Raw genomic sequence first — 22,987 nt, 5'->3', positions numbered from 1 at the left:
TCAGCCGCCCTGCTGGCGCGCCTCCCTCCAGGCACGCGCTTCGCCGAAATGCCCGCAGCCGATGAAAGGCAACGGCGGGCGCATCGCGGAAAGCGGCGAGGGGTGGTTCGACATCAGCACCTTGTGGCGGTTGATGTCGATCAACGCGCGCTTGCTTTGCGCATGCGAGCCCCACAGCATAAAAACAACAGGTTTGGCACCGTCTGATACATGCCGGATGACTGCATCGGTCAGCACTTCCCAGCCGCGCCCCGAATGGCTGGCCGGCTGCCCCTCCTCCACCGTGAGGCAGGTGTTGAGCAGCAGCACCCCGTGGGTCGCCCACTTCACCAGGCTGCCGCCCGGGTTGGGAAACGGCGGCGGGGGCGTTCCGAGGTCGCGCTGAAGCTCCTTGAAGATGTTGCGCAGCGACGGCGGCAGCGCCACGCCGGGCGCTACCGAAAAGGCCAGCCCCTCCGCCTGGCCACGCCCGTGGTACGGGTCCTGGCCCAGGATCACCACGCGCACGTCGTCGGGCGGCGTCAGTTCCAGCGCCCGCAGCGGCTGGGGCGGAAAGATCACGGCACCGGCGTCGAGGCGCTCACGCAAAAAGCCCAGCAGCTTCTGCCCGACGATGCCGCCGAAGAATCCGTCGACCAGCGGCTGCCAGCCCGGCGCCACCGGCCAGTCGGCAGGATCGCTGCTCGACAGCTGATCGGGCCGGCTCATCTGAACAATGCGGCGAGTGCCTCGCCCGGCTCCTTGGCGCGCATGAACGCTTCGCCGACCAGGAAGGCGTGAACGCCGGCCGCGCGCAAGGTGGCGACGTCTTCACGCGTGGCAATGCCCGACTCCGTTACGGCCAGCCGATCCGCCGGCAACCGCGGCAGCAGGTCGATGGTGGCCTGGATCGACACCTCGAAATTGCGCAGGTTGCGGTTGTTCACACCGATGAGCGGCGTCTTGAGCTTGAGCGCGCGGTCGAGCTCGGCTGCATCGTGCACCTCGACCAGCACCGCCATGCCCAGCCCGCGCGCAATGGCTTCGTAGTCCTTCATCTGCGCATCGTCGAGGCAGGCCGCGATCAAGAGAATGGCGTCGGCGCCCATCGCGCGCGATTCATAGACCTGATAGGGGTCGACGATGAAATCCTTGCGCAGCACCGGCAAGTCGCAAGAGGCACGCGCCTGCTTGAGATAGTCGACGCCGCCCTGGAAAAACTGCTTGTCGGTCAGCACCGAAAGGCACGCGGCGCTGATTTCGCCATCGCCCTCCGCATAGCTCTGCGCAATGTCAGCCGGAATGAACTCTTCGCGCAGCACGCCCTTGCTCGGGCTCGCCTTCTTGACCTCGGCAATCACCGCGGCCCGCCCGGCGGCGATCTTGGCGCGCAAAGCGCCTTCGAAATCACGCGTCAGCACGCGGCTCTCGGCGTCGAACCGCACGGCTTCGAGCGGGCTTTTCTTCTGCGCCGCAGCGATTTCCTGCCGCTTGACCGCAATGATCTTGTCGAGGATGTCGGACATGTTCTGTATTCGTCTTTAGCCGTTGTTCAAACCGATGTGGAAGCCTTGACCAGCTCGGCCAGCTTGTTCCGCGCTGCGCCGGAGGCCACGGCTTCGCGCGCGCGGTCGATGCCGGCGGCCATCGAATCGGCCACGTTGGCGGCATACAGGGCCGCGCCTGCGTTCAGCAGCACGATGTCGAGCGCCGGACCGGCCTGATTGTCGAGCACCCCCAGCAGCATGGCCTTCGACTGCTCGGGCGTTTCCACGCGCAGCGTGCGGTTGCTCGACATGGCAAAGCCGAAGTCTTCAGGATGCAGTTCGTACTCGCGAATTTCGCCGTCCTTGAGTTCGCCCACCATGGTGGCCGCGCCGAGCGAAATCTCGTCCATGCCGTCGCGGCCGTACACCACCAGGGCGTGCTCGGTGCCAAGCCGCTGCAGCGCGCGCACCTGAATGCCCACCAGGTCCGGATGGAACACGCCCATCAGGATGTTCGGTGCGCCCGCCGGGTTGGTCAGCGGCCCCAGGATGTTGAAGATCGTCTTGATGCCGAGCTCCTTGCGCACCGGTGCCACGTTCTTCATGGCCGGATGGTGGTTGGGCGCAAACATGAAGCCGATGCCCACCTCTTCGATGGAGCGCGCAATCTGCTCCGGCTGCAGGTTGATGTTCACGCCCAGCGATTCGAGCACATCGGCGCTGCCCGACTTGCTCGACACGCTGCGCCCGCCATGCTTGCTCACTTTGGCGCCCGCGGCCGCCGCCACGAACATCGAGCAGGTCGAGATGTTGAAGGTGTGCGAGCCGTCGCCGCCGGTGCCGACGATGTCGACCAGGTGCGTGGTGTCCTTCACCGGCACCTTGGTGGAGACCTCGCGCATCACCTGCGCCGCGGCCGTGATCTCGCCGATGGTTTCCTTCTTGACGCGCAGGCCCGTGATCAGTGCCGCCATCATCACCGGCGAGCACTCGCCGCTCATGATGAGCCGCACGATGTGCAGCATTTCGTCGTGAAACACCTCGCGGTGTTCGATGGTGCGCTGCAGCGCTTCCTGGGGGTGATCATGAAGAGTCTCCTCGGTGTTTTCAGGGGCCGACGCGACCGGCCGGCGCGTCCGTGAATGCAAGCTTGAGGCCGAAGCCGATGAACAGCACGCCTGCCGCGCGATCGAGCCAGTGCATGCCCTTCTGCACGGCGCTTCTGCGCGCCATCCAGCCGGCGAATGCGGCCCATCCCACAACGATGGGAATGGAGTTGAGATTGAACAGCACGCCCAGCATGACGAAGTAAAGGCTCTTGTTGTCTGCGTCGGGTGCGATGAACTGCGGCACGAAGGCCAGGAAGAACAAGGCCACCTTGGGGTTCAGCACATTGGTCCAGAAGCCGCCGAGAAAGATCTCCCTGAGCCCGCGCTCGGCGGAGCCCGCGGCAGCCGCCTGAATATCGGCTGGCGGCTTGGCGCGCGACAGCACCATGCGCACGCCGAGGTACAGCAGGTAAGCCGCGCCCACGTACTTGAGCACCGTGAAGGCGGCCGCCGAGGTGGCCAGCAGCGTGCCGACGCCGACCGCCGCCGCGAAGATATGAACGAAGCAGCCGGTGAGAACGCCAAACCCGCCCACGATGCCGGCGCGCACGCCCGAGCGCAGCGAATTCGTCACGATGTAGAGCACATCAGGCCCCGGGGTCAGGTTCAGCAGCCAGCCTGCGGCGATGAAAGCGAGCAGATGCGGAAGATCGGGCATCGCGGGCTCCTTGGTTCCCTGGTGTCAGGCGTTGAAGAAGCCGCGGAGGGCGGCAATGGCGCGGTCCACACCCGTCGCATCGACATCGAGATGCGTCACGAAGCGCAGCCGATAGAGGCCCGTCGCAAGAATGCCCTGCTGGTTGAGGTGAGCGAGCAGTTCCGAAGAACGCGCCTGCGCGACACCCGTCAGGTCGACGAACACGATGTTGGTGTGCGGCGCCTCGACCTTCAGGCCTTCGATGCCTTCGAGCCCCTGCGCCAGGCGCTGCGCGAGCGCGTGGTCATTGGCCAGCCGGTCGATGTGATGGTCGAGCGCGTGCGATGCCGCCGCCGCGAGCAGCCCTGCCTGCCGCATGCCGCCGCCCGCCATCTTGCGGATGCGATGCGCCCGCGCAATGAACTCGCGCGACCCCACCAGCGCCGAGCCGATCGGCGCGCCCAGGCCCTTGCTGAAGCAGACCGACACGCTGTCGAAGCACTGCGCAATCCGGCGGGCTTCCGCCCGGATGTCGTTGCGCTTGTTCAGCGCAGCCTGCGCTGTCGCGGCATTGAAGAGACGCGCGCCGTCCAGATGCCGCTGCAACCCCTTGCTCTTGGCAAGATCCGTCGCGGCTTGAACGTAGTCGAAGGGAAGCAGCTTGCCGCCCAGCGTGTTCTCCAACGCCAGCAGCCGCGTACACGCGAAGTGCGCATCGTCGGGCTTGATCGCGGCTTCGATCTGCGCGAGCGGCAGCGTGCCGTCGGGCGCATGGTCGAGCGGCTGCGGCTGCACGCTGCCGAACACCGCAGCGCCGCCGCCTTCCCAGCGGTAGCAGTGCGCCTGCTGGCCGACGATGTATTCGTCGCCCCGCCCGCAGTGCGAAAGAATGGCGCACAGGTTGCTCTGCGTGCCGGTCGGCACGAACAGCGCCGCCTCGAAGCCCAGCAGCGCGGCGATCTTTTCCTGCAGCGCATTCACGCTCGGGTCGGTGCCGAAGACGTCGTCGCCGAGCGGCGCCGCCATCATGGCCTGGCGCATTGCCGGGGTAGGTTGCGTGACGGTGTCGCTGCGCAGGTCGACGATGGAGGAGCGGTCGGTCATGGCGGTCAATCCAAAAGTTCTTGAGCATCGCGTGGCCGTGCTCGGTGAGGATCGATTCAGGGTGGAACTGCACGCCTTCGATGCGCACGTCATGCGCAAACCCGGTGTGCCGCACGCCCATGATCTCGCCGTCGTCGGTCCATGCGGTAATCGCCAATTCCTTCGGGCAGCTCTCGCGCTCGATGGAAAGCGAGTGATACCGGTTGACGATGAACTTCTCCGGCAGACCCGCGAACACGCCTTCCTGGGTCGTCGTGATCTCGCTGGTCTTGCCGTGCATGAGCTGTTGCGCGCGAATGATCTTGCCGCCGAAGGCTGCGCCGATGGCCTGGTGCCCGAGGCATACGCCAAGAATCGGCAGCTTGCCCGCGAAGGCCTCGATGGCCGCCACCGACACGCCCGCTTCCGCCGGCGAGCAAGGCCCCGGCGACACCACGAGCCGCGTCACGCCCGAAGCGATCAGCTCGCCGATCTGCGCCACGGTGATCTCGTCGTTGCGGTGCACCTGCACATCCGCACCCAGCTCGCCAAAGTACTGGACGATGTTGTAGGTGAACGAATCGTAGTTGTCGATCATCAGCAGTTTCATGGCTTGCTCACAATCCGGTGCACGCCCTTGACGACGGGGAACACGTTGAAGTTGATCAGAAGGCCCAGCTTGAGGCCTGAGAGACGCAGCGCGGCGAGTACCTGCGCGCGGTGCAGGTCGGTCAGCACGTCGACAGCCTTGAGCTCCACGATGACCGACTGCTCGACCACGAAGCCCGCGCGGTACACCTCGCCGAGCGAACGGCCCTTGTAGCTGGCCGACAGCGGCACGCCCTGCGCAAAGCCGATCTCGCGCTCGGCGAGTTCAATGGCCAATGCCGCGGCGTAGGCGTCTTCGCTCAGCCCCGTGCCGAGCACGCGCTGAACCTCGACTGCGGCGCCGATGATCTCGTGCGAAAAGTCGTTTTGAATATCAGGCACGTTGCTCATTCCAGCCCCTCCTCGACCAGTTCGGCGGCGCGCAGCAGTGCGCGCGCCTTGGCTTCAGTTTCTTTCCATTCCAGCTCGGGCACCGAGTCGGCGACCACGCCGGCCGCAGCCTGCACGTGCAGCATCTGGTCCTTCACGATGCCGGTGCGAATGGCAATGGCCACATCCATGTCGCCCGCATAGCTGATGTAGCCGCAGGCGCCGCCGTAGAGGCCGCGCTTGGTGGGCTCGAGCTGGTCGATGAGTTCCATCGCGTGCACCTTGGGCGCGCCGGTCAGCGTGCCGGCCGGGAACGTGGCCTTGAGCACGTCGATGGCCGTCATGCCGTCCTTCAGCGTGCCTTCGACGTTGCTCACGATGTGCATCACGTGGCTGTAGCGCTCCACTGCGAAGGCCTCGGTCACCTTCACGGTGCCGGTCTTGGCGATGCGGCCGATGTCGTTGCGCGCCAAATCGATCAGCATCACGTGCTCGGCGCGCTCCTTCGGGTCGTTGATGAGCTCTTCCTCGGCCGCCTTGTCGAGCTCCAGCGAGGCGCCGCGCGGACGCGTGCCGGCCAGCGGGCGGATGGTGATCTTCTGTTCGCCCTCGCCCGTGTTCTCCTGGCGCACCAGAATTTCAGGCGAAGCGCCCACCACGTGGAAGTCGCCCAGGTGGTAGTAATACATGTAGGGCGACGGGTTGAGCGAGCGCAGCGCGCGGTACAGCGACAGCGGCGATTCGGTGTACCGCTTGCTGATGCGCTGCCCCACCTGCACCTGCATGAAGTCGCCGGCGGCAATCATGTCCTTGGCGCGCTCCACCGCAGCAAGGTAGTCGGCCTTGGCGAAGCTGCGCTCCGGCGGATGCGGCTGCGTGGGCTTCACGATGGGAGCGCTCACCGAGTACTTCAGTTTTTCCTTCAGCTCGCGCAGGCGGCGCTTGCCTGCCGCATAAGCCTCGGGCTGCTTCGGATCGGCATAGACGATCAGGTACAGCTTGCCCGAGAGGTTGTCGATGACAGCGAGCTCTTCGCACTGCAGCAGCAGGATGTCGGGGCAGCCCAGCGCATCGGGCGGGCAGCTTTTTTCGAGCTTGCGTTCGATGTGGCGCACCGTGTCGTAGCCAAAGTAGCCCGCAAGACCGCCGCAAAAACGCGGAAGCCCCGGACGCAGCGCCACCTTGAAGCGCTTCTGGTATTCGGCAATGAAGTCCAGCGGATTGCCTGCAGCGGTTTCGACCACCTGCCCGTCGGTCACCACCTCGGTCACTGCATCGGCACCAAAACCGCTGGCACGCAGCAGCGTGCGTGCGGGCAGCCCGATGAAGCTGTAGCGACCGAAGCGCTCGCCGCCCACCACCGATTCGAGCAAAAAGCTGTGCTTGCCGCCACCCTGCGAATGGGCCAGCTTGAGATAGAGGGAAAGAGGGGTCTCGAGGTCGGCAAAAGCCTCGGCCATCAGCGGAATACGGTTGTAGCCCTGGGCGCTGAGGCTCTTGAATTCAAGTTCGGTGATCACGGATTCGTTCTCCAGTTGCCTCGCGGCGCTTCTTGGCCGGTGGCAAGGTCATTCACTGGTGGTCCGGAGTCTGCAGCGATCCGGTACCGCGGGCGCACGGCGTGCGCCGTGCAATCAAACAGTCAGCGATGTATGGCTACGCCAGGGCCAGGCTCCCCGGCTGCCTTGACCTGTTTGAATGATGTGATGAACGAACATGGAGCGTGGAGTTTAGCCCACGAAAACGCCAGCTCGCGCAATGGCCGCCTTCAGGGTTCCCCGGAGAAGCAGGAGTAAAACGAAAAGATACATTCGAACGACCGTTCGCAAATCGAGGAGATCACGTGCCCGCTGTTTCGCTTTCATTCCTGCCGTTCTCCCGCTTTGCCGTGCTTGCCTGCGCAGCCGCCATCGCAACCACCGCCTCGGCCGCACAGGTCGACGTGGCCGGCGTGAAGCTGGACGACACCCTCGCCCTGCGCGGCACCACCCTGCAGCTCAACGGCGCGGGCGTGCGCTACAAGGCTGTCTTCAAGGTGTACACCGCCGGCTTCTACGTGGGCAAGAAAGTCTCCACGCCCGAAGAGGCGCTGGCGGCGCCCGGCCCCAAGCGCGTGGCCATCACCATGCTGCGCGACATCGAGGCCAATGAACTCGGCAAGCTCTTTACCAAGGGCGTGGAAGAAAACTCGCCCAAGACCGAAATGGTCAACCTCATTCCGGGGCTGCTGCGCATGGGCCAGATGTTCGCGGACCAAAAGCAGCTCAAGGCCGGCGACACCTTCACCATCGACTGGCTGCCCGGTACCGGCACGCTCATTACTGTGCGCGGCGTGCCTCAGCCCGATCCGATCAAGGAACAGGCTTTCTTCAATGCGCTGCTGCGCATCTGGCTCGGTCCCGTGCCGGCCGACTGGAAGCTGAAGGACGCGCTGCTAGGAAAGCAGTAGCCCGGCAACCAAGCGAGCACGCGCCGCGCGCGCTTTTCAGACGGCCGCGCGGCCCAGTTCGGCCAGCGAATCCACGAAGCCATCGGCATCCACGCCGCGCACCGGCTCGCCATGGTTGTAGCCGTAGGTCACCAGCACCACCGGGCATCCGGCGGCACGCGCGGCCCTCGCGTCGTTGCTCGAGTCGCCGACCATCAGCGTGCGCGCGGGATCGGTGCCCAGCGCCTCGCAGGTCTTCAGCAGCGGCAGCGGGTCCGGCTTCTTGCGCGCGAAGGCATCGCCGCCAAACGCGAATTCGAAGAATCCGTCGAGCCCTTTTGCAGCCAGCAACGGCTTGGCGAACGAGGTGGGTTTGTTGGTGAGGCACGCCAGGCGCAGCCCGCGCACGCGCAGCGCCTTGAGCCCCTCGGGCACACCGGGGTACACCGCCGAGTGCTGCCCGTTGATGGCCAGGTAATGGTGCTGGTAGCGCTCCCAGGCGCGATCGAAAAGCGCCTCTGCCCGCGCGCGCAGCGCATTCGCGCCGGCCTCCGAAGCGCCATCGCCGCCGGAGTCCATCACATGGGCGAGCGCGGAAAGGATCAGGTGCTCCGAACCCTTGCCCACCATTTTTTCGACTGCCGCCGGAGGTACCGGCGGTAGCGAAAGATCAGTGAGCATGTGGTTCAGCGACACCGCGAAGTCGCCGAGGGTGTCGACCATGGTGCCATCGAGATCGACGATGGCAGCGTCGAAGCGGGTGAGGTCGAGATCGAGAGAGGTCAAGAACGGACGGCCGGAGTGAAAACAACGGCGTCCATTCTGCCCCGGGCGGCCGATCCGCCCGTCGGCCCGGGGGCAGGTGACTTCTTCTTACTTGCTGGCGCGCATCTGGTCGCGCAACTGCTTGATCTGGTCGTGGTTGCGCTGAGCCCCTTCGGCCTGCTGCTGGATGATCGCGCGCACGTCGGCGGGCAGGTCTTCCTTCAGCGCCTTGCGATAGCGCGCCACGGCGGCGTCTTCACCGCGCTCGCATTCCTCCAGCATCGAGAGCGCGCTGTTCGCGCCGACCGAGCCCTTCACATGCACCCAGCCGCGGTGCATGGCACCGCTCACGGTGCCGCCGTCGTCGGGCGAGCCGCCGAAGCGCCGGATGAGCTGAACCAGTTCGCCGGCTGCCTTGGCGCATTCCGCCGAGCGGTTCTGGAACACCTGCTTCAGTTGCGGAGAATCCACTTCCTCCGCGCAGGCCCGGAAACCGTATTCGCCGTCGCGCGTGTTCTCGAGCAGATCGTTCAGCACCTCGACAACGTCTTCGCTGTTCGCGGTTTCAGCAGTGTTCGTGTAGTTGGCCATGGAATGACTCCTTCGTTTGCCTCGTGAAGAGGCGGGTTGAAAATTGCCGCGCATGCATGCCCGAAGGCGGTCGCATTGCGCTGGTCCCAGGACGAATGGTGGTCGCGCGCATCGGGATCCGTGTCGGCTTCGCCCGACGTCCCCTGTAGGGGTTCTTCGGGGCGTCGATGCCGCTTCAATTCACTCTTCGCGAAACGGTTTTTCGGGCCGGCCAGGCTGGCTGTAGGGCGAGCTGCCGTGGTTGTCGGTTTCACCCACGCCGGCATCACCCGGCGTCGGCGGCTTGCGCTGGCCTGTGATTGAGGGGCCGTTGTTGGGGCCGACGGGATCGCCGTTCTCCGCGGGCGTTTTGGCTTCGCGCTTCATGCTTTTCTCCGCGGGTGTGGGCTTGCGGTACGCGGCCGAGTTCGCTGCTTCATTCGGCGTGGCGGGCCGGTCCGTGGTCGTGGATCTGGTCACGCTGTGTCCTTTCGAAAAGCTTCACCGTGCGACGCGCCGGTGCAGCCGTGCGTAGGAAAGCGTCGCGTCTTCGGCGCAAGCGCCCGGCCATCGGGCACGCAGGCACGCAACCGGCGCAAGGACGGTGTTCCTGCCTACAAGCACACCGTGGTGTTGCGCGCGAAAAAAGAGGCTTCAGTTTTCGAGGATTCAATTCATGGCCAACGACGTATCGCGTTCCGCGCCTCGCCCTTTGCGGAAGTACGGTCTTGCCGCCGCGTTGCTGCTTTCGGTGGCGGCAGCGGGCGCGCAGCCCACCGGCAACCCCAAGGGAACACGTGCGCCCCCATCAGCGATTCAGCCGAACCGCAGGGCGCGCGCCCGGCAGACCAGCCTCGCGGCTCCATCGACCAGGGCCCGCTGGGCTCGGACAAGGGGCCCGCCGCCGCACGCACGCAAACCTCGCGTCCGCCCTCGACCGCCACGCCGGGGGCATTGCGCCTTCGCGCGACGGCGACCCTTCCAAGGAGCAGCGCGGCAGCGACAAGCGGCATGCGCGGCCCGCGCCCCAATAGATGAAGATGAACAGCGAGCCCCACATGACTTCCACTACCCAGATCGATGCACGCGTCGTCGGCCCCATGGAATTTCGCGCGGGCGACGGCCCGCAGCTGAAGATCCCGGAAGGCAACTGCCAGATCCTGATGGCGGACGACAGCGTCGTCATCACATGGACCGAGAACGGCCAGTCGCTGACCGCCGCCATACCGAAGATCGAGTTCGATCGCTACATCCAGGACGGTGCGATCGTGCTGGGGAGGGTTGAACACCCCTCCGTTCAATCGCGCACCCTGGCCGCCGTGTCGATCGCCTGGGTGTACGAGGCGGCTTCTTCTTCGGTCATGGAGCCTTCCAGTTCCGCCAGTTCGAGCCGCTCGAAATCATAGGAAATCCATTCGAACAGGTGGGACTTCGGCATGTCGTCGAGGCTCTCGCAGTCGCTCCACGATTGCAGCCGCGTGGGAGCGCTTTCCAGCAGCATGCGCAGGTACAGCGCCCGGGCAACCTTGATCTCGGCAATCTGGCGCGGATCGTCGATCGCGACGCGCAATTCAGCCAGCGCCTGCTCGCAGTGCAGCACGCGGCGGTGAGCCTCGCCCAGGAGTGCTTCGGCCTCATCGGGGGCATGTGCCCTTGCCTGCCAGGCGCGGGCGAACTCGCGCGCAATGCGGGCGTAGGCAAGCTGCTGAAGGCTCTGGAGCGCGCAGTCGAGTTGGCGTTGCATGGTCATGGCCGTATCCACCCAACCCCGCTTCAGGCGGCTCTGTCTTCGCCGTCTTCTTCGTCTTCGGGCTCGCCCGCCTCGTCGGCCAGTTCGTCCGGCATGCCGGCATCTTCCTGGTCGATGGATGCGGCCACGTCGGCCGCGCTGCCAGGAACGATGCCCACACGGTCCGGCAAGATGTCCGCGTCGGGCTCCACCGGCGGTGCGTCGGCCGATGCGCGCTCGCCGGTTCCTTCGGCGTCGCTGCTGCTTTCATGCGCCACCGGAACCGCGCCTTCGGCGGCATCTTCGGGAATGGCGGAACGCTCGCGCGAGGTGCGCACATCGCTTCCGCTGTCGCTCGTGTCGCTGGGTCCAAGGCTGTCGACGTCCGTTCCCTTCGGTTCCGCGGGCGGATAGTCGCCTCCCAGGATGCTGCTCGTGGCCATGGCTTTCTTCACTTCATGAAAAACGTTGATGAACGCAAGGCTGATTCCTCGCGTGCTTCAGAGTGGATAGCCGCGGCTTGGCTGCGCGTAGGAAATGCGCGCATCCGGAGCGCAGTCATTCACGGAGATTGCTCATCAGCAGTGGGTACCCTGGTCCATCGAGGCTCCGAGCAAGGGCGACGGGAGATTGGCGCCTGCTCCTACGCAAGGGCCGGGCGAGGCCGGTAGCCTGCGTCTTTCCGCTCTTCACCTGAGCTCTCCACTTGAATTTCCATCCCATGAAGAACCTTCGCTACCTGATGATTGCCGGCGTCGTTGCGCTCGGTGCCTGCGCCAACACCTCGACGCCTCCATCGACCGCCACCGCCGAGAACCGGCCCGACCCGACCATCCTGCTGGTGCCGGTGCGCATCGAAGACCCGGCGCTGGCTTCGGGCTGCTGGGCGCAGTTCTATACCGGCCGCAACTTCCAGGGCGACATGCTCACGCTGGTGGGCCCCGCCGAGGTCCAGAGCATGGACCGGGGCACCGCAAGGCAGCTCAAGCGCGACATCGACAGCGTGAGCGTCGGCCCGCGCGCAACGCTGCAGGTGTATGAGCACGCGATGTTCAGGGACCGCACGGTCAACTTTCCGGCCAACAGCCGCGAAGGCGGCCTCATGCGCAAGCTTGGTTTTGGCGGACGAATCGAGGCGATGAAGCTCAGTTGTTCCTGAGCATGGCCGTTGCGGCCGGCGCAAGCAGACTCAGGCTTGCGCTTCGGTCAAGGCCTGCGCGGCCACCACCGCTTCGGTGCGGTTGCGCACATTCAGCGCACGGAAGATGGCGGCAAGGTGAATCTTGACCGTGCCCTCGCTGATGCCCAGGCTACGCCCGATGAGCTTGTTGGGCTTGCCTTGCGACAGCAGCTGCAGCACCTCGACCTGGCGCTCGGTGAGCACGCTGCGCAGGTGCTCCAGCGTTGCCGCTGATCCGCCCGCGGCGCGCGCGTCGCCGTTCTGCGTCGGTGCCACGCCGGCCACGATGCCCGGCGGCAGCGCCGTCAGCATCATCGGCGGCACATACACGCCGCCCGCCAGCACCAGCCGCACCGCCGAAAGCATCACCTCGGGCGAATAGGCCTTGGGAATGAAGCCGAGCACGCCGCGCTCGAGGGCGCTTCGCATGATGGCGGGGTCTTCGTAGCCGGACAGCACGATCACCGGCACGGCCGGGTGGCGGCGGCGAATCTCGTCGATGTGGGCCTGGCCGTCCGCGCCGGGCATGTTGAGGTCGATCAGGGCCAGATCGAGCTCGTCGTTGGCGCCGGCAAGCAATTCGTCGACGCTCATGGCCAGGACGAATTCAATGCCGGGTTCGAGCTCCGACAGCTTGGCCTTGACCGCCTCGATGACGAGCCGGTGGTCGTCGGCGATCAGAATTTTCATGGCGTGTCCCAGTGTCCCAGCGTGCGTTGAATTCAGCGGAAGCCGAAGATACCGGCGATTGCCCCGCACAGCAATACCGCATCGACCCACGAACGGCATAGACCCCAAGCGATATGGCGCCCGCCGCGCCTCGTTTGGAAGAATGAACGCCCATTCGAAGGAACCGGGGACATAGGCATGCGCCATTGCTGCAGACGCCGGTGCAAGGCATCCTTCACCACGCAGGCGCAGTGAGCGGGGCACGGTTCATGGCCCGCCTGCTCGACAGTTTTTCGGCCTTCGTCTCGTTCGGCCTCGCCCTTGATGCATCCATTGCGGCATCGGTTGCCGGCGGCCGCGCCACGCTTTCCCATGATGCTGCACAGCAACAAGCCCGCCGCCTTCTCGACGAGGCGCGTGCCGCCGCCGGTGCATCGGGCACGCCTGCTGGGCAGGTCGAATCCGCCGCGTTTGCCATGGTGGCCTGGATCGACGAGATCCTCGCGCGCCATCCCGGTACCGGAGGCGATGCCGCGCCGCTGCAGATGCAGCTCTTCAATTCGAACAACGCCGCCAGCGAGTTCTTCCACCATCTCTCAGCGCTGACCGCGCAGGACGACGAAGTGCGCGAGGTCTACTGGCATGCGCTGGTGCACGGCTTCAAGGGCCAGTATTACTTCGAGAATGGCGACCAGGGCGAGCTCGGCAAGCTGAAGGAGCTGCACAGCCGGCAATTGCGGCTCCAGCCGCTGGCGCTCGGCAGTCTGATGCAGGACCACATCACGCCCCAGCCCTATCGCGTGGCCGATCCGCCGGGACCCTACGACGCGCGACGCCGCGACCGAGCGCTACTGCGCGCCACGGCTTCGCTCACGCTGCTGCTGCCCCTGCTCTACCTTCTGTGGTGGCAGTGGCTCGCCGGCCCCTCCACCGCCGAGCCGCCCCTGGCCGGGCGCATCGAACAGCATCTGCAAAGCTACGCATGCGCCGATCTCGCCGCCACCGCCCGCAAGGACGGGAGCCTGCGCGTGAGCGGCTTCGTCTCGCTGCCCGCGGACCTGGACCGGGTCGAGCGCGAAGTGGCCGCAATACCCGGCGCAGGGTCGCCCACCTTCGACATCGAACTGCGCGCGTGGCCGCATTGCGAGGTGTTCGCAATCCTCAAGCCCTACCAGCTGCGCAACCGAGAGAAGGCCCTGGGACTGGCAATGGACGTTCCCACCGCCACCAACGGCGAGCTGCGCGAAGGCGACAACGTGCGCGTGCAGGTGTCGGCACCGGGCCACGACAGCTACCTGTGGATCGACTACTACACCGCCGACGGTTCCGTCATGCATCTCAACGCCGGCCAGTCGGCCACACGGCTGCGCGCGGGCGAAAGGCTCGAACTGGGCCGCGACATTCCCTCGAGCTGGCTCGTGGGCCCGCCGTTCGGCCGCGTGCTGGTCACGGCGGTCTCGTCGCCCGTGCCGCTCGCCGCCATTGCCGACCGGCCGCCCTTCGAACTCGCGTCGGCCTATCTGCTGCGGCTGCGCGAAGCGCTTGCGGCCGGCAAGGGAAGCGTACGGCTGGTGGCCGACTTCGTGTTTCTGGAAACCGTCCCGCGCTGAAGCGCAGCGAAGAACCGCGACGCCATCGCCATGACCGCCGTTCTTTCGCCCTTGCATCTCTTCTGGCTCCTGCTTGCGCTCTGCCTGGTGGGCTTCGCGCTGCTGTACGGGATGGTTCGCGATGCGGGCCGCGGTGCGCGCCGGCGTGCGCTGCAGCGGCGCATCGACGCGCTCGGCCCCTGGGCCGCCGAGGCCGACGAAGCCGCCGTCCCGGCCATCAGGGAAGCCATGTCGCGCGCCCGGCAGGCCCTTCGCCAGCCGCCGCGGCCACGCGACGCACCGGTGCCGTGGTTTCTCTTCCTGGGCGACGCGGCCGCCGACCTGCCGGGGCTGCTCGCGGCTGCGGGTGCCGAGCGCCTTGCGCCGCCGGACAGCGAGCCCTTCGGCGAACCCTACTGGCGCTGGTGGCTGACGGGTTCGATGGCCGCCATCGAACTACACCCGGCCGCTGTGAGCGACAAGGCCAACGAGCCGCACACGCGCGGCCTCTGGCTCCAGGCGCTGCTGGCGCTGGCCGAGCGGCGCGAGCGATTGCCGCTCAACGGCCTGGCGGTGTGCGTTGCAGCCAGCGAGTTGCTGCGCACGGACACCGCAAGCATGAAGCATCTGGCAGCCAGGATGCGGCGCCTGCTCGACGAGGCCGGCGACACCCTGCGCCTGCAGTTGCCCGTCTATCTTGTCGTGACCGGGCTCGAACGATTGACGGGCTATGCCACGCTGCGCGGCGCGTTGCCGCCCGAGGTGCTGGCGCAAGCCGTCGGCCACCGGCTGGTCGAGCCGCTCGCCGCCAACGACATGGCCGCCGCGCGGCTGGATGCCCTGTTCGACCCGATGGCGCAGCAACTGCATGCACTGCGCATGGCGCTGCTGCGAGAGCAGCCGGGTGCATCGGGCCGGCTCGCGATCCATGAGTTCATCGAGGCAATGCGTGCTCTGCAACCCGCACTTCGCCAGGTTGCCGATGCCTTGTTCGAGAGCCATGGCCGCGGTTCGCGCGGGCCGCGGTGGCGCGGCCTCTATTTCACGGCCGCCGCATCGGGCGCGGCCGGCGGCGCATTCACGGCCGACCTGTTCGGGCGCTTCCTGCCCGCCGATCAACCGCTCGTGCGGCCTGGGCGCCCGTCGAACGCGAGCACGCCGCCATGAAACGGCTACTTGCTCTCGACGCGGATCTGGCGCGCGCCGAAGGTCACCGTCATGGCCTGGGCCTTGCCGGTTTGCACCGGGCGCACTTCGCGCCAGCGCGCACGGTCCAGGTCACGGAACGCTGCCATCACGCCGATGGCCTTGGCATCGGGCGGGAGGGTGAGATCGAGCTTGCGGGTCTCGCCGGGGCGCAGCAGCATCTCTTCGCGCTGCACGAGCTCTGCGCCCAACGTGGCCTGGTCTTTCTCGAACAGCGAGAAGAAGTCGGCGCCTTCGAACGGGCCGGGCGACTTCAACGCATACACGCGCACCGTGAGCGGCGAAGCACGGCCGCGCGCATCGGGGTTGGCATCGGCACCCGCAACCAGCGTGATCGACACCGTCGTGACCACGGGCTTGGGTGCGCAGCCTGCGAGCAGCACACCCGTCAACACCAGCCCGGAGGCCAGTGCAAGGCGCCGCGAGACCGCAGCGAGAGAGCGTCCATAGGACGAATGGCGTGTACCCAGCGTGCGCATGCTATTCCCTTCGTTGCATTGACCGGTTCTGCTGCATCTTTGATTATCACCAGCCAACTCGAACAGGCAACATGCTGACCAACGAACTTGTCGAAGCCCTGCTCACGCCCATCGGCGAGGCATCGCCATGCGGCGACGATCTGGAGTACGACGCGGCCTTTACCGCGCTGGCCGCGGCTTCAGAGCGCAAGCCAGAGCAGCAGTTCGGCGACACCGTCATCCCAGCCGTGGAGCCGGAGTGGCGCGATGTGGCCGAGCAGGCCGATGCCATCCTGCGCCGCAGCAAGGACGTGCGTGCCGCGGTGCTGCTCTTGCGCGCGGCCACGCGGCTGCAAGGCGTGCCCGGCTTCAATGCGGGCCTTCAATTGCTGACAGGCCTGTTCGACCGGTTCTGGGACGGCATACATCCAACGCTCGATGCCGACGACGACAACGACCCCACCATGCGGCTCAATGCGCTGGCACCGCTGTGGGACGAGAACATGGTGCTGCGCGATCTGTACGACGCGCAGGTGGGCATGGCGCCTGGCGTGGGGCAGATCCGCGTGCGCGACATCGCCATTGCGCATGGCGCGCTGAACGCCGTGGGCGGCGAGGCCACCTATTCGATGTCGCAGATCCAGGGCGGCCTCGAGGCGCTCCAGGCGCACCAGCCCGAGCGGCTGCAGGCCGCGATGGAAGTGCCTGCGCTGGTCGAGAAGCTGCAAGCGCTGCTGCTCGATCGCACCGGCCGCTCCGACGCCATCAACCTCGGCGCATTGCGCACCATCGGCCGCGTGCTGGCCAAGGCCTGCGGGGCCGCCTCCGGCGCGGCAGACGCGGGCGGCGCGTCTGCCGCGGACGAAGGCTCCGCGCAACAAGATGCGGGCGCCGGTGCCGCTCGCCCCGCAGCCATGCGCGGCGAGATCCAGAGCCGCCAGGATGCGCTGCAGATGCTCGACCGCGTGATCCGCTACCTGGAGCAAGCAGAGCCCGGCAATCCCGCGCCCCTCCTGATCGATCGCGCCAAGAAGCTCATCGGCGTGAGCTTCCTCGAGATCATGGCCAACCTCGCGCCCAACGCGATGGACACCATCGAAAACGTGACGGGCAAGCGCCCGTCCGAATAGGCCAGCCACCTCCCTATCAACCAGTTCACCGACCCATCCCATTCATTCCCGCAAGGAGCATCGCCATGGCCAAGAGCAGTCAGAAATTCATCGCCCGCAACCGGGCGCCACGCGTGCAGATCGAATACGACGTGGAACTCTACGGCGCCGAGAAGAAGATCCAGCTGCCATTCGTCATGGGCGTGCTGGCGGATCTGTCCGGCAAGCCGGCCGATCCGCTCGCCCCGGTGGCCGATCGCAAGTTCCTGGAGTTCGACGTCGACAACTTCGACTCGCGCATGAAGGCCATGAAGCCGCGCGCCGCCTTTGCCGTGGAGAACTCGCTGACCGGCGAAGGCGACCTGAAGGTCGAGCTCACCTTCGAGAACATGGAGGACTTCTCCCCCGCCGCCGTCGCCCGCAAAGTCGGCGCGCTCAACAAGCTGCTCGAGGCACGCACGCAGCTGTCGAACCTTGTGACGTATATGGACGGCAAGGGCGGCGCGGAAGAACTGCTCGCCAAGGTGCTCGAGGATCCTGCGCTGCTGCAGACGCTGGCCGCCAGCAAGAAGCCCGAAGACAGCGCGCCCGCCGCCTGACCCCTTTCGACAGACACACCGGATTCCGAGGAGAAACACCATGGCCGACGCACTCGAACAACAGAGCGCACTGAAAGACGTTGCCTATGCGGGGAGCGACTTCTCGTCGCTGCTGCAGAAGGAATTCAAGCCGCGCAGCGACGAAGCCAAGAGCGCCGTCGAAGCCGCGGTGCTCACGCTCGCGCAGCAGGCGCTCTCCAACAGCACCGTGATCGGCAAGGACGTGACCAAGTCGATCCAGGCCATGATCGCCGCGATCGACGCCAAGCTCACGGACCAGGTCAACAAGATCATTCACCACCCCGACTACCAGAAGCTCGAGAGTGCTTGGCGCGGCCTGCACTACATGGTGAACAACACCGAGACCGACGAGAACCTCAAGATCCGCGTGATGGACATCTCCAAGCAGGATCTGGCCAAGAACCTGAAGAAGTTCAAGGGCGCGGCGTGGGACCAGAGCCCGATGTTCAAGAAGATCTACGAACAGGAGTACGGCCAGTTCGGCGGCGAGCCCTTCGGTGCCATCGTCGGCGACTACCACTTCGACCAGAGCCCGCCGGATGTGGAACTGCTCGGCGAGATGGCCAAGATCGCCGCCTCCGCGCATGCGCCCTTCATCACCGGCGCGAGCCCCAACCTGATGCAGATGGAATCGTGGCAGGAGCTCGCCAACCCGCGCGACCTGACCAAGATCTTTCTCACGCCCGAATACGCCGGCTGGCGCAGCCTGCGCGAGTCGGACGACTCCAAGTACCTGGGGCTGTGCATGCCGCGCTTCCTGGCGCGCACGCCCTATGGCGCCAACACCAATCCGGTGGAGGAGTTCGACTTCGAGGAAGACACCGCCGGCGCCGACCACAGCAAGTACGCCTGGGCCAATGCGGCCTATGCCATGGCGACCAACATCAACCGCTCGTACAAGCTCTACGGCTGGGGTTCGCGCATCCGCGGCATCGAGTCGGGCGGCGCGGTGGAAAACCTGCCGCTGCACACCTTCCCGAGCGACGACGGCGGCGTGGACCAGAAGTGCCCCACCGAGATCGCGATCAGCGACCGGCGCGAGGCCGAGCTCTCCAAGGCCGGGCTGCTGTCGATGATCCACCGCAAGAATTCCGACTTTGCGGCCTTCATCGGCGCGCAGTCGCTGAACAAGCCCGCCGAGTACGACGACCCGGACGCCACCGCCAATGCCAACCTGGCGGCCCGCCTGCCCTATCTCTTTGCCTGCAACCGCTTTGCGCATTACCTCAAGTGCATCGTGCGCGACAAGGTCGGCAGCTTCAAGGAGCGCGAGGACATGCAGCGCTGGCTCAACAAATGGATCATGAACTACGTCGACGGCGATCCGGCCAATTCGTCGGAGATCACGAAGTCGCAAAAGCCGCTGGCGGCCGCCGAAGTGGTGGTGGAAGAGGTCGAGGGCAACCCGGGCTACTACACCTCCAAGTTCTTCCTGCGCCCGCACTACCAGCTCGAAGGCCTCACGGTCTCGCTGCGGCTGGTTTCCAAGCTGCCCACGGCCAAGGGAGCCGGCTGAAAAGTCTTTCGAAATTCATTGAAATTCCCGATTCCGTTTCGTTCTCTCAGTAGCTGCCGCGCATCGCTCCCAAAGGCAACCTGCCGGCAGCCCTTGTCTTCATCTCGATCATCAACCGCCCGAATGCAAACGGGCCCCAAGGAGTAGGAACATGTCTTCTGACTTTCACATCAAGCTCGACGGCGTCAAGGGCGAGTCGTCCCACAAGGACCACAAGGACGAGATCGAGATCTCGTCGTGGACCTGGAACGTGAGCAACGCGTCGGGCGCAGGCTCCGGCGGCGGCTCGGGCAAGGGCAAGGCCACGCCGGGCGAGTTCCACTTCACGCACACCTACGACAAGGCTTCCCCGGTGCTGGCCAAGAACTGCGTGAGCGGCAAGCATTTCAAGGACATGGTGCTGACCTGCCGCAAGGCGGGCGAAGGCCAGCAGGAGTACCTGAAGGTCACGCTCAAGGAAGTCTTCATCGCCATGGTGGGCCCCGGCGGCGCGCAGGGCGGCGACGTGCAGGAACAGGTGTCGTGCTCGTTCAAGGACATCGAGTTCGCCTACAAGGCCCAGGACGACAAGGGCGCGGGCGGCGGCGAAGTCAAGTTCGGCTGGAACGTCGCAACCACCGAGACTCGCTGACGGACGACGGACCCGCAGGGCACGGCATCGGGCGCGCCAGTGCCCGATGCGGTTTCCACGCGTCCTCACCGGAGCAATGCAATGGCATTCAGCACCCCACTCATCGGCCGCAGCGGCGCGCTGCTCACCACCTACAACATCGACTGGTCGGCGGGCCGGATCGGTTCCAACACACGTGAAGACGTGATGCTGGTGCAGGCGCTGTTCAAGATCTTCTACTACGAGCTGCTCGGCTTCAACCACGACATGGGCCCGCCTCCGGGCCAGACCGAGGTGATTGCCGTGGACGGCTACTACGGGCCGGTCACGCAGAAGCACATCACGCACTTCCAGACGCAGGTGATCGCGCGCGGACAAAAAGTACTGCCGGACGGCATCTTCGATCCGTTCCGGGAGCCCGGCTCGTCCAGCACGATCAGCAAGACCCGCTACGCGCTCGACCTGCTCAACAACGGCTGCGCCAACTGCTGCAAGGAACAGGGGATCGACAACTACACCAACCTGCCCAACCGCGAGGACATGCCGGCGCTGCTGCGCAACGCCCTGAAGCGGGTGAAGAAGACGGCGAGCAAGTACGCCTACTCCTAGGTCGCACTCCAAAAAATCGACAAAGGCCCGAAGCGATCGTCCGGATGGACGAAAGCTTCGGGCCTTTTTTTTTTCCCCGCTACGGAAGGAAAGGATCAGGAATCGGCCTGCGCGACGTTCTCCGGCAGCAGCCGCGTCACATCGTCGCCCTCGTCCCCGATCACCCACAGCGTGAGCGCCGTGTAGTTGTCGTGGCCCTGCTTGGCATTGGCCCTCACCTTCGCGTCGATCAGCTCGGTCCACTGGCTGGGTGTGCGCGAGGCATGCAGCGTGTCGATCAGGCACTCGTCGCCCAGCGGCTCCCACACGCCGTCGCTGCACAGCAGCAGCACGTCGCCGGGCAGCAGCCGCATGCGGTCGGACACCGCGATGTCCGGCGCCTCTTCGATCGACCCCAGCGCGGACAGCAGCATGTTGCGCTGCGGATGCAGGCGCGCGCCTTCTTCGTCGAGCATGCCGCCGGCCACCATCTGCTGCACCAGGCTGTGGTCGGTGGTTCGCGCCACGATGGCACCGCCGCGAAACAGGTAGGCCCGGCTGTCGCCGCTGTGCACCCAGGCGAGCGCCTCGCTCTCCAGGTCGATGGCCGCAAATACGATGGTCGAGCGCATGCCCGCGAGCTTGCCGCCTTCCGCCTGGCGCGCCACCACGTCGCGGTTGGCCTGTTCGACCAGCGCGCGCAGGCTCGCCTGGTCCAGGCTCGGCGCGGCCGAGAAGCCGCCCAGCGCGCTGCTGCGCACCGTGGCCGCCGCCACGTCGCCGCCGCCGTGCCCGCCGGCGCCATCGGCCACCAGGCAGGCGACATAGCGCTCGTCATGCCAGTGGCCGTGCACGTCCTCGTTGTAGCTGCGGCCGCCCTGTCTGGACAGCGTGACGATTTCGATTTCCAAGCGGATGCCTCGCGTTTGCTGGTGCTGTTGCTGTTGTGCTTGAGGGGCGACGTTCAGGCGTCGGACTTAAGGCGCGCCATCTGTTCTTCGTAGGCCTCGAGAAAGGCCTTGCCGAAGAGGTTGTGGAAATCGTCCTCGGCCTCGCTCGCGATGCCGCCATACAGCGCCACGAACTGGTCCCAGAGCTTGGCCTTGCGGTTGGCGCTGAACAGCGCGTCGAGCGCCGACTTTGCGCTGATCTTCTTCTCGAGCTCGTCGGGTTCGAAGCGCGCAATGACATGCGCCAGCGCCGCGCGCATGCCCACCATCACGCCGAACTGGTGCGCACGCAGATCGTTGAAGGCATCCCGCATGGCCGCCTCCGGCGGCATGAAGCCGCGCACACCCGGGCCCAGCAGGTGAGCCAGTGCAACGTCGGCGGTGGGCGAAAACTTGAGCGGGTTGTTGGCCTGCGACGCGATCATCGTGACCTCGGCGCGTACCTCGCGCTTGAACTCCTGGCGCGTGAGCAGCAGTTGCAGCGTGCCCTCGGTGGCGCTGCGAAGAATGGTGCCGATGCGCTCCATCAGACCCGGCGTGAGCATCTCGGGCGCCTGGTGCGTGCTGCCGAGGCCTCGCAGGAAGGCGGCGAGCAGCTCGTCGTCGGAAGCGGTGCGCTGCAATGCGGGTGCCGCCTTGGCGACCGGCGCCGGCATGGGCTGCGGCTGTGGTTGCACCGATTGCGGCCGAGGCGCCGGAGGTGGCGGGGGCGGCGCCGGCATCCCGGGCGGTTCGGCCGGTCCGCCCGCAGAAACCTCCGGCCCGCTGATGCGGATCGGCTGGCCCGTGATGTCGTCGAACTGCGGCAGCTGCGGCCGCGGCGCATCGATCGCCTTCGGCGGGGTGAAGCCGAACTGATCGATGGGCAAATGGTCGGCGCGCGGTACCGGCGTGGCCGGCGCGGCACGCTGCAGCGCCGCCAGCGGATCGGCATCGGACGCCGTGTTGGGTTGCAGCAGCGGGTCCGCCAACGGCGACAGCGAGAGCGGATCGCCGCCGATGCCACCTCCACCGCCCATGCCGCCGAACAGCTCGTCGATGCCTGCGGCCTTGCCGCTCGCGGGCGGGGCGCCCAGGTCGGAAAAGTCGTCGAGCGCGCCGAGTCCGCCTGCGGGCGCCGAAGAAGCCTCAGGTCCCAGCAGATTGGCGAACGGGTCGATCTGCGCGGCTTGGGCATTGCGCGATCCGTTCTGCATCGGGTCGGCAAACAACAACGAATCCGCGGACTCCGCAGCCGCGGGCGGCGATGCCCTGGCCGCAGCGGCCGGTGCCGCCGGCGGTGCAAGGCCCGCCAGCAGGTCGGCAAAAGGATCGTCGCTCGATGCCGCTGCCGCCGACGCGGGCACGGGCGCTTTCATCACCGTGTTGGGCACGGCCAGCGAAGGCGCAGCCGCGCCGGCCATTGCACGCACACGCAACTCGAAGCTGCCCACCACAAGCTGCGTGCCGTCGGTCAGCGGCGCTTCCTTGCCCGACCCGAGCGGCACGCCGTTGCACTGCATCGGATTGCTGCCCCGGTCGATCACGAAATACTGGCCGTCGCGGCACAGCACCTGCGCATGCACGCGCGACACCGTGCGGTCCGGATCGTCGAGCACCAGCGTGTTGGTGTCCGCACGTCCGATGGTGCCCCCGTTGGGGCCGAAATCGGCGGCAATGGCCTGCCCCGCCGGGGCGCCTTGCCGGGTGATGACAGCGATATGAATCATGAATCGGCCCCCGGGGCT

Annotated in this window: 26 protein-coding genes and 1 pseudogene; 10 read left to right on the top strand and 17 right to left on the bottom strand. The window is 66.3% G+C overall.

Features of this window, described 5'->3' with window-relative positions; all coding sequences use genetic code 11:
- The 8 genes and pseudogenes from M0765_RS11655 to trpE form a co-directional block, all read right to left on the bottom strand.
- Positions 1 to 708, bottom strand: coding sequence for a uracil-DNA glycosylase (locus tag M0765_RS11655; protein ID WP_258503824.1), 708 nt, complete (start codon positions 706 to 708; stop codon positions 1 to 3).
- Positions 705 to 1,505, bottom strand: a complete 801-nt coding sequence (gene trpC, locus M0765_RS11650; RefSeq protein WP_258503823.1) for an indole-3-glycerol phosphate synthase TrpC — start codon at positions 1,503 to 1,505, stop codon at positions 705 to 707. Before trpC ends, M0765_RS11655 begins: the two co-directional genes overlap by 4 nt.
- A 26-nt stretch (positions 1,506 to 1,531) precedes the next feature.
- Positions 1,532 to 2,533, bottom strand: a complete 1,002-nt coding sequence (gene trpD, locus M0765_RS11645) for an anthranilate phosphoribosyltransferase (protein WP_258508231.1) — start codon at positions 2,531 to 2,533, stop codon at positions 1,532 to 1,534.
- 40 nt (positions 2,534 to 2,573) lie between these two features.
- The gene (locus M0765_RS11640) at positions 2,574 to 3,233 is read right to left on the bottom strand and encodes a LysE family translocator (RefSeq protein WP_258503822.1); all 660 of its coding nucleotides are present in this window, start codon (positions 3,231 to 3,233) and stop codon (positions 2,574 to 2,576) included.
- Positions 3,234 to 3,257: 24 nt separating this feature from the next.
- A complete protein-coding gene (gene ltaE / locus M0765_RS11635) occupies positions 3,258 to 4,316 on the bottom strand; it encodes a low-specificity L-threonine aldolase (protein WP_258503821.1) in 1,059 nt (352 codons plus the stop codon).
- Positions 4,317 to 4,329: 13 nt separating this feature from the next.
- Positions 4,330 to 4,905 (bottom strand): annotated as a pseudogene (locus M0765_RS11630) (aminodeoxychorismate/anthranilate synthase component II); the annotation flags it as partial.
- Complete coding sequence (locus tag M0765_RS11625) at positions 4,902 to 5,294, bottom strand: GxxExxY protein (protein WP_258503820.1); 393 nt, start codon at positions 5,292 to 5,294, stop codon at positions 4,902 to 4,904. The gene M0765_RS11625 and the pseudogene M0765_RS11630, both read right to left, overlap by 4 nt.
- Entirely contained in the window at positions 5,291 to 6,793 is a 1,503-nt protein-coding gene (gene trpE / locus M0765_RS11620) for an anthranilate synthase component I (protein WP_258503819.1), read from the bottom strand. The genes M0765_RS11625 and trpE overlap by 4 nt, the downstream gene beginning before the upstream one ends.
- Positions 6,794 to 7,116: 323 nt before the next feature.
- Between trpE and M0765_RS11615 the strand changes: the two genes are divergently transcribed.
- Entirely contained in the window at positions 7,117 to 7,722 is a 606-nt protein-coding gene (locus M0765_RS11615) for a chalcone isomerase family protein (RefSeq protein ID WP_258503818.1), read from the top strand.
- Between the two features lie 36 nt (positions 7,723 to 7,758).
- Here the strand turns inward: M0765_RS11615 and gph are convergent, their stop codons facing one another.
- The 3 genes from gph to M0765_RS11600 form a co-directional block, all read right to left on the bottom strand.
- Positions 7,759 to 8,487, bottom strand: a complete 729-nt coding sequence (gph, locus tag M0765_RS11610) for a phosphoglycolate phosphatase (RefSeq protein WP_258503817.1) — start codon at positions 8,485 to 8,487, stop codon at positions 7,759 to 7,761.
- A gap of 87 nt (positions 8,488 to 8,574) precedes the next feature.
- Complete coding sequence (locus M0765_RS11605) at positions 8,575 to 9,057, bottom strand: ferritin-like domain-containing protein (protein ID WP_258503816.1); 483 nt, start codon at positions 9,055 to 9,057, stop codon at positions 8,575 to 8,577.
- 180 nt (positions 9,058 to 9,237) lie between these two features.
- Positions 9,238 to 9,516 (bottom strand): hypothetical protein, encoded by a 279-nt coding sequence (locus M0765_RS11600; RefSeq protein ID WP_258503815.1) that lies wholly within the window; start codon positions 9,514 to 9,516, stop codon positions 9,238 to 9,240.
- A gap of 578 nt (positions 9,517 to 10,094) precedes the next feature.
- Here M0765_RS11600 and M0765_RS11595 point away from each other — a divergent pair.
- On the top strand, positions 10,095 to 10,442 hold the full coding sequence (locus M0765_RS11595) for a hypothetical protein (protein ID WP_258503814.1): 348 nt from the start codon (positions 10,095 to 10,097) through the stop codon (positions 10,440 to 10,442).
- Here the strand turns inward: M0765_RS11595 and M0765_RS11590 are convergent.
- Both M0765_RS11590 and M0765_RS11585 read right to left on the bottom strand, forming a co-directional pair.
- A complete protein-coding gene (locus tag M0765_RS11590) occupies positions 10,334 to 10,786 on the bottom strand; it encodes a hypothetical protein (RefSeq protein WP_258503813.1) in 453 nt (150 codons plus the stop codon). The two genes, M0765_RS11595 and M0765_RS11590, sit on opposite strands and share 109 nt — an antisense overlap.
- Positions 10,787 to 10,809: 23 nt before the next feature.
- A complete protein-coding gene (locus M0765_RS11585; protein ID WP_258503812.1) occupies positions 10,810 to 11,208 on the bottom strand; it encodes a hypothetical protein in 399 nt (132 codons plus the stop codon).
- Positions 11,209 to 11,486: 278 nt separating this feature from the next.
- On the opposite strand from M0765_RS11585, the gene M0765_RS11580 reads away from it, so the two are divergent.
- The gene (locus M0765_RS11580) at positions 11,487 to 11,924 is read left to right on the top strand and encodes a beta/gamma crystallin domain-containing protein (protein ID WP_258503811.1); all 438 of its coding nucleotides are present in this window, start codon (positions 11,487 to 11,489) and stop codon (positions 11,922 to 11,924) included.
- Between the two features lie 30 nt (positions 11,925 to 11,954).
- On the opposite strand, the gene M0765_RS11575 is transcribed toward M0765_RS11580, so the two are convergent.
- Entirely contained in the window at positions 11,955 to 12,635 is a 681-nt protein-coding gene (locus M0765_RS11575; RefSeq protein WP_258503810.1) for a response regulator, read from the bottom strand.
- Between the two features lie 185 nt (positions 12,636 to 12,820).
- Between M0765_RS11575 and M0765_RS11570 the strand changes: the two genes are divergently transcribed.
- Together M0765_RS11570 and M0765_RS11565 are read left to right on the top strand one after the other, a co-directional pair.
- Positions 12,821 to 14,224 carry a DotU family type IV/VI secretion system protein gene (locus M0765_RS11570; protein ID WP_258503809.1) on the top strand — a complete coding sequence of 468 codons (1,404 nt, stop codon included), beginning with the start codon at positions 12,821 to 12,823 and terminating at the stop codon, positions 14,222 to 14,224.
- 30 nt (positions 14,225 to 14,254) lie between these two features.
- Positions 14,255 to 15,370, top strand: coding sequence for a type VI secretion system protein (locus M0765_RS11565; protein WP_258503808.1), 1,116 nt, complete (start codon positions 14,255 to 14,257; stop codon positions 15,368 to 15,370).
- Between the two features lie 5 nt (positions 15,371 to 15,375).
- On the opposite strand, the gene tssJ is transcribed toward M0765_RS11565, so the two are convergent.
- A complete protein-coding gene (tssJ, locus tag M0765_RS11560; RefSeq protein WP_258503807.1) occupies positions 15,376 to 15,888 on the bottom strand; it encodes a type VI secretion system lipoprotein TssJ in 513 nt (170 codons plus the stop codon).
- Between the two features lie 71 nt (positions 15,889 to 15,959).
- Here tssJ and tssA point away from each other — a divergent pair, with 71 nt between their 5' ends.
- From tssA to M0765_RS11535, 5 genes are all read left to right on the top strand, one after another.
- Positions 15,960 to 16,997, top strand: a complete 1,038-nt coding sequence (gene tssA, locus M0765_RS11555; RefSeq protein WP_258503806.1) for a type VI secretion system protein TssA — start codon at positions 15,960 to 15,962, stop codon at positions 16,995 to 16,997.
- Between the two features lie 65 nt (positions 16,998 to 17,062).
- The gene (gene tssB / locus M0765_RS11550; RefSeq protein WP_157611805.1) at positions 17,063 to 17,575 is read left to right on the top strand and encodes a type VI secretion system contractile sheath small subunit; all 513 of its coding nucleotides are present in this window, start codon (positions 17,063 to 17,065) and stop codon (positions 17,573 to 17,575) included.
- Between the two features lie 40 nt (positions 17,576 to 17,615).
- A complete protein-coding gene (gene tssC / locus M0765_RS11545) occupies positions 17,616 to 19,112 on the top strand; it encodes a type VI secretion system contractile sheath large subunit (RefSeq protein WP_258503805.1) in 1,497 nt (498 codons plus the stop codon).
- 151 nt (positions 19,113 to 19,263) lie between these two features.
- Entirely contained in the window at positions 19,264 to 19,743 is a 480-nt protein-coding gene (locus M0765_RS11540; protein ID WP_028258624.1) for an Hcp family type VI secretion system effector, read from the top strand.
- Between the two features lie 81 nt (positions 19,744 to 19,824).
- Positions 19,825 to 20,331, top strand: a complete 507-nt coding sequence (locus M0765_RS11535) for a peptidoglycan-binding domain-containing protein (RefSeq protein WP_258503804.1) — start codon at positions 19,825 to 19,827, stop codon at positions 20,329 to 20,331.
- A gap of 95 nt (positions 20,332 to 20,426) precedes the next feature.
- On the opposite strand, the gene M0765_RS11530 is transcribed toward M0765_RS11535, so the two are convergent.
- Positions 20,427 to 21,221 carry a PP2C family protein-serine/threonine phosphatase gene (locus tag M0765_RS11530; RefSeq protein WP_258503803.1) on the bottom strand — a complete coding sequence of 265 codons (795 nt, stop codon included), beginning with the start codon at positions 21,219 to 21,221 and terminating at the stop codon, positions 20,427 to 20,429.
- A gap of 53 nt (positions 21,222 to 21,274) precedes the next feature.
- Positions 21,275 to 22,969 carry a type VI secretion system-associated FHA domain protein TagH gene (gene tagH / locus M0765_RS29015; protein WP_274708780.1) on the bottom strand — a complete coding sequence of 565 codons (1,695 nt, stop codon included), beginning with the start codon at positions 22,967 to 22,969 and terminating at the stop codon, positions 21,275 to 21,277.
- Positions 22,970 to 22,987: the final 18 nt, after the last annotated feature.

The organism is Variovorax sp. S12S4 (assembly GCF_023195515.1).
In the GTDB taxonomy this organism is placed as follows: Bacteria; Pseudomonadota; Gammaproteobacteria; order Burkholderiales; family Burkholderiaceae_C; genus Variovorax.
This window is presented reverse-complemented; position numbering and strand designations above follow the sequence as displayed.